This is a genomic window from Prosthecobacter sp. (genome assembly GCF_029946185.1).
Taxonomy (GTDB): domain Bacteria; phylum Verrucomicrobiota; class Verrucomicrobiia; order Verrucomicrobiales; family Verrucomicrobiaceae; genus Prosthecobacter.
In genome coordinates this window covers 1-6222 of sequence record NZ_JAQSEA010000058.1, presented here as the reverse complement: position 1 = coordinate 6222, position 6222 = coordinate 1, and the positions used below count along the sequence as shown (strand labels likewise).

The 6222-nt window shown below is 61.3% G+C and carries 3 protein-coding genes; all 3 read left to right on the top strand.

What is annotated here, in order from left to right:
* Positions 1-803: 803 nt before the first annotated feature.
* Positions 804-1490: a CerR family C-terminal domain-containing protein gene (locus PSV43_RS03810; RefSeq protein ID WP_300193947.1), complete on the top strand. Its 687-nt coding sequence runs from the start codon at positions 804-806 to the stop codon at positions 1488-1490.
* Positions 1487-2587, top strand: a complete 1101-nt coding sequence (locus PSV43_RS03805; protein WP_300193945.1) for an efflux RND transporter periplasmic adaptor subunit — start codon at positions 1487-1489, stop codon at positions 2585-2587. Before PSV43_RS03810 ends, PSV43_RS03805 begins: the two co-directional genes overlap by 4 nt.
* Positions 2588-2985: 398 nt before the next feature.
* Complete coding sequence (locus tag PSV43_RS03800) at positions 2986-6126, top strand: efflux RND transporter permease subunit (protein WP_300193943.1); 3141 nt, start codon at positions 2986-2988, stop codon at positions 6124-6126.
* Positions 6127-6222: the final 96 nt, after the last annotated feature.

Genomic DNA, 6222 nt, shown 5'->3' with positions numbered 1-6222 from the left:
CCCGTCTGTGAACGCGAGGCAATCACCACGACTCGACATTCCCCAAAGTCGGGAGTTGTGGCGAAGCACTCTCACTCGGCTACCCGCAAACAATTCAAAGGATATAGCGATTCGCAAAACTCGTTTCCGACATGGCGGGTATGAGGAGGTCATACCAAAATCCATTGAAACCAGGTCTGTTTCTCTTGGCCTCCACCAGCCCCGCTTCGCACCAGCCCTGAAGGGGCTGCGTAGTCCAACCCAGGGATGCCAGCTCGTCCTCCGTAGCTTGAGCGAAGGAGGAAGCCTCAGCGAGGCGACCCTGGGTATGGCAGACAATTCCGGGCAGCAAATCCAACACTCCTCTGCCGCAGGCTTCCATGGCTGCCATCATACGATTGACCGCTGCCTCCGAAAACCACCGCAAACGCTCTTAACAAACTGCCATTCATTCAGATTCATGTTCATCTGCTCTTGGGATAAGATCTATTTCTCTGCTCCCTCTGCCTCTCCGCCCCTTTGCGGCAAAACCGAAAATTTCCACGGCTTTCAAAGCTCATGAGCCAGAGTGACTCCACTCACGTCCTTCCGAAAATCAGTTTCGGAGAAATGTTATAACAGCCTCTTGAAGCACTCCATCTCGGAGTCATTCTGGCGGCAGCGCATGCCCGGCAGGACTGGAATCATCTGGATCCCTCCACGCTAAAACCTCTTCCACCAGTGCCGAATGTGATGGCACAGCGGCGGGAAGCGCCTCCCCACTCCAAAACCGAAAACCATTTGACGATCCGTCCGCGATAAGTTAAACAGCCGTTTATAAACGCATGTTTAACTCTCCCCCATCCCGCGAACATGATGCCGAGGCGCGCCGCGAGCGCCTCCTGAAGGCCGCCGCCACCGTCTTCGCCAAAGACGGCTTTGAGAAGGCCAGCCTCCGCGCCATCTGCCTCAAGGCCAAGGCGAATGTCGCCTCCGTGAAGTACTACTTTGGCAGCAAGGAAGGACTCTACCGCGAAGTCTTCCTCTCCACCTGCGGCAGCAAGATGGACAAAGATCCGCCCGTCACGCTCGCAGACGGCGCTTCACCCGAAGACACCCTGCGGATCTGGATCCATCATCTCCTTGACCACGTGCTGATCAAGCGCGCCGCCAATCCCGTGAAGAGCCAGATCATGGCACACGAAATGCGCGAGCCCACCCCCTGCCTCAACGAATTTATCAAGCTCATCGTCCGCCCCTTCCATGAGGAGCTTCAGCGCATCATCGCCGCCGTGCTGGGCAGGCCTGCGATGGATGAAGAGTGCGCCCTCTACTGCCATCACATCATCGGCCTCTGCATCCATTACGATCACTGCCGCGTCTTCGTTGACCGCCTCGGCCCGCCCGTGCCCAAGACCGCGCCGGAGGTGCAGCGCCTCGCAGACAACATCGCCGACTTCGTTCTCGGTGCCCTCACCTCCCGCCGCGCAGCCCAGCCGAAACCCGCCTCACGCTCGAAAAAACGCCCATGACTCCCCCTCTCCGCAACTCCCTCCACGCACTCGCACTCAGTGCCCTGGGCTTCACCCTGAGCGGCTGCAGCAAAGCACCCGCCGACACGGCTCCAGTGACGCAAAAAACCGCCGCAGCGATCACCGTCAAAACAGCCGCCGCACAGGAAGGCCCCATGCCGCGCTATCTCCGCCTCACCGGTGAGATCACCGCCGCACAAAATGCCGCTGTGGCCGCAGACACCACCGGCAAGGTGATCGAGACCCCCGTCGAACGCGGTACCGTCGTCAAAGCAGGCGATGTCCTCGTGCAGCTCGACAGCCGCACCGCCGCGCTCAATCTTGTCGAAGCCGAAGCCAATGTCGTGCTCGCGAAATCAAAGCTCGATCTCGCTGAAAGCGAAGTGAAGCGCAACGAGCCCCTGGTGCAAATGAAGGCCGTGGCCGCAACGGACTTCGCCCGCATCAAATCAGATCGCGATGGTGCCGCCGCCAGCCTCTCCGCCTCTGAAGCACGTCGCGACATGACCAAGAAGACTCTGGAGGATTCCACCATCCGCGCCCCGTTTGACGGCACCGTCGCCGAGCGCTTTGTCACCGCAGGCGAATACGTCATGGCAAACTCCAAGGTCGCGCAAGTCATCGATCTGCAGCACCTGCGCCTCCTCGTGAATGTCTCGGAGCCATCCGTCGGGCTCATCCACGTCGGCCAGACCGTGGAGTTCACCGTCTCCCCGTTTCCCGGCGAAGTCTTCACCGCCACCGTCAAGTTCATCGGTGCCGCCGTCCGTGCCGAATTGCGCGATCTCCAGGTCGAGGCCGAAGTCACCAACACCGATGGCCGCCTGCGACCCGGCCTCTTCGCCGAGGCCCGCCTCACACTCCCGTCGCAGACCGCCATCACCCTTCCCGCCAGCGCCGTGCGCACCGATGGTGCCAATCAAAAAGTCTGGGTCGTCGAGTCCGGCCAGCTCACCGAGCGCCTCGTCGAAGTCGGAGAGACAGACAAAGACCGCATCGAAATCCGTCGCGGTGTGAAAAAGGGCGAAAACGCCGTGCTCGCTCCCGGCCCCGACGCCGCAGACGGCGTTCCCGTGCAGACCGCACCTCAATCTTAACGCAACCCATGCCTTCAACCCGAATGTCATGAACAACCACAAATCACCACGAACAACTCTCGTCCCGTCTTCGATTCGCGGCCGTTCGGGTTCATTAGACTTGTTCCGCAACAGCGCGGCTGGCTTTTCTGGACGTAGGTTGGGTGTGTTTGGCGGGCAAGGCGCTCTTCCTCGCTCGAACGCCTCGCCGCCAAACCGCCCGACTGCGAGGGCATTCGTACGCCACAGTACCCGCCGTACGCTGCTGGACGGACGGGCTGTCGCCACACCCATCCTACGTTCACGCATTAGACGCTGAGCTTGGAGCTCTATCCGAGAACAAGCCTATACCTCCGCCTTCCCGTTAAAAATCAAACCGTCAGCGCCGCCGCTTAATCCCCCTTCCCCTTTCTAACTCCATGCAATGGCTCGCCCGCATCTGTGTTCAGCGCCCCGTCCTCGCCAGCGTCATCGTGCTGGTATTCGTCGTCGTCGGTCTCATAGGTTACACCCGCCTCCCGGTGGACCGCTTCCCCAAGGTGGACTTCCCCACCGTCGCTATCACCACACGTCTCAATGGTGCCACGCCGAAGGAAGTCGAAACCCAGATCACCGACAAGATCGAAGAAGCGGTGAACACCGTCAGCGGCATCGATGAACTGCGCTCCGTTTCCAGCGAAGGTATCTCCCAGGTCATCGTCGTCTTCCTCTTGGAAAAAAACGTGGACGTCGCTGCACAGGAAATCCGCGACCGCGTGAACCGCATCATCATCGATCTCCCCGAAGATTCCGATCCGCCCATCGTGGAAAAGCTCGACCCCGATGCCTCGCCCATCCTCAACGTCGCACTCACCGCCGAGCGCCCGCAGCGCGAGATCACCGAATACGCAGACAAAGTCCTGCGCCGTCAGCTTGAAAGCGTTCCCGGCGTCGGCCAGGCCACCCTTCTTGGCGGTCGCAAACGCCAGATCAATGTGTGGATGGACCCCGTGCGCCTGCGCTCCTTCAATCTCACCGCCATCGATGTACAGAAAGCGCTGCGCTCACAGAACGTGCAGATCCCCGCAGGCACCGTGAAGGACGCCGCCAGCCAGGAAGGACTGCGCGTCCTCGGCAAAGCCGCCTCCGTGGCCGAGCTGCGCCAGATGGTCGTGCGTGAAAAAGACGGCGGCCTCGTCCGCCTCGGAGACGTCGCCCGCGTGGACGATGGCGAAGAAGAGCCGCAGACCGCCGCACGCCGCAATGGCATCCCCAGCGTCGTCATTTCCCTGCGCAAGCAGTCCGGCGAAAACACCATCAAGGTCGTCGATGCCGTGCAGGAGCGCCTCGCCGAAGTGGGCAAGACTCTCCCCGCCGGTTACTCCATCAATGTCGTGCGTGACAACTCCCTCGTCATCCGCACCAGCACCCATGCCGTGCAGGAGCATCTCATTCTCGGTGCCGTGTTTGCCGCGCTCATCGTGCTGCTCTTTCTTGGAAACACCCGCGCCACCGTCATCGCCGCCCTTTCCATTCCCACCTCCATCATCGCCGCCTTCGGCGTCATGTGGGCGCAGGATGTCACACTCAATCAGATCAGCCTCGTCGCCCTCGCACTCGCCGTCGGCATCGTGATCGATGACGCCATCATCGTCGTGGAAAACATCGTCCATCACATGGAGGAAAAGGGCGAAGACGCGCATGACGCCGCCATCAATGGCACAAAGGAAATCGGTCTCGCCGTCATGGCCACCACGCTCTCCCTGCTCGCCGTCTTTGTCCCCGTCGCTTTCCTCAGCGGCATCGTCGGCATGTTCTTGAAGAGCTTCGGCCTCACCATGGCCTTCGCCATCGCGGTGTCCCTTCTCATCAGCTTCACCCTCGTGCCCTCCCTCGCCGCACGCATGCTCAACCGCCGCCGCAAGAGCTGGATCGAGCGCGCACTGGATCGCGTGGTGAATATTTTCTACCGCCCTATCGAGGCCATCTACATGATCATGCTGCGCTTCTCCATGCGCCACCGCTGGGTCATCGTCCTCGCCTGCATCGGCGCGCTCGCCTCCCTCCCCATGCTCATGCGCATCGTGCAAAAAAGCTTCATGCCACCCACCGAAGAAGCCGAGTTCATCGTCAACATCCGTGTCCCCGAAGGCACCACCCTCGCCTCCACCGATCTCCTCGGCGAGCGCGTCGCACGCAGCATTCGCGGCCTTTCCGGCGTCGAGTCCACCCTCCTCACCATTGGTGATAATGACCAGCGCGTGCCCAATCTCGCCGGCATCTACGTCCGCCTCACCGATCCCGACACACGCACCGCCACGCAGCAGGACATCATGGATCAGGTGCGCAAAGAGATCCTGCCCAACTACCCCGCCGAGTGGCGCATGACCGTCCTCGCCGTGCCTCCCTTCAATACCGGCCAGTCCAGCGCCAACATCCAGTTCTACGTCGCCGGACCCGATCTCGACCGCCTCACTGCAGCCACGGATGTCATCATGAAGGAAGCCAAAAACATTCCCGGCATCCGCGACTTGGACTCCACCCTCATCAGCGGCAAGCCCGAGATCGTCGCCAGCGTGGACCGCAGCAAAGCCGGCCAGCTTGGCGTCAATATCGCCGATCTCTCCACCACCCTGCGCCTCCTCGTCGGCGGCCTCGATGTCTCCACCTACGATGAAGCCGGTGAGCAGTACGACATCCACCTCCGCGCCGAAGCCGGCTACCGCAACAACCTCGAAGCCATGGCCCAACTCTCCGTCCCTAGCGCCAGCGGCGTGCCCGTCGCGCTCGACAATGTCTTGAAGCTTGAGCAAACTTCCGGCCCTTCACAAATCGACCGCCTCAACCGCCGCCGCCAGGTCACCATCAGCGCCAACAACGCGCCCGACGTGGGCGAAAGTCAAATCGTCGATGCCATCGATGCCATCGTGAAAAAGCAAAACCTCCCCGCCGACTACAGCAGCGGCGTCGCAGGCCGGTCCAAAGAAATGGCCCGCACCGGCAAAGCCTTCGGCATGGCCTTCCTCATGGCCTTTGTCTTCATGTATCTCATCCTCGCCGCACAGTTTGAGAGCTGGATTCATCCGCTCACCATCCTGATCGCCCTGCCCCTCACGCTGCCCTTCGCCATCCTCTCCCTCATCATCTTTGGCCAGTCGCTCAATCTCTTCTCCATGCTCGGCGTCCTCGTCCTCTTCGGCATGGTCAAGAAAAACGGCATCCTTCAAATCGATCACACCATCCAGCTCCGCGCCAAAGGACTGGATCGCCTGGAGGCCATCCTCAAAGCCAACAAAGACCGCCTCCGCCCCATCCTCATGACCACGCTCGCCTTCGTCGCCGGCATGGTGCCCATGATGTTCGCACGTGGCGTCGGTGCCGCGTTTAACAACGCCACCGCAGGCGTCATCCTCGGCGGCCAGACCTTGTCTCTCCTCCTCACCCTCCTCGCCACCCCCGTCATCTATTCCTACTTCGACGACATCGTCGAATGGCGCCGCCGCCGCTCCGAAAAACGCGAAGCCCGCCGCGCCGCCCGCGAAGACGCCCTCCCTCCAGCGCCCGCCCCATCCATCGCATAGCTCCCAAGTCGGCAGGGCTTCGCACTCCGCATTCAGCACCCCTTTTTTTCCTCTCTTTCCCCTCTTTCGGCTAATCCCTCCGCCCTCTCTTCCCCC

Bases quoted from the DNA above. Each gene is read 5' to 3' on its own strand.
- PSV43_RS03810 (WP_300193947.1), top strand. From the start codon at position 804: ATGTTTAACTCTCCCCCATCCCGCGAACATGATGCCGAGGCGCGCCGC.
- PSV43_RS03805 (WP_300193945.1), top strand. From the start codon at position 1,487: ATGACTCCCCCTCTCCGCAACTCCCTCCACGCACTCGCACTCAGTGCC.
- PSV43_RS03800 (WP_300193943.1), top strand. From the start codon at position 2,986: ATGCAATGGCTCGCCCGCATCTGTGTTCAGCGCCCCGTCCTCGCCAGC.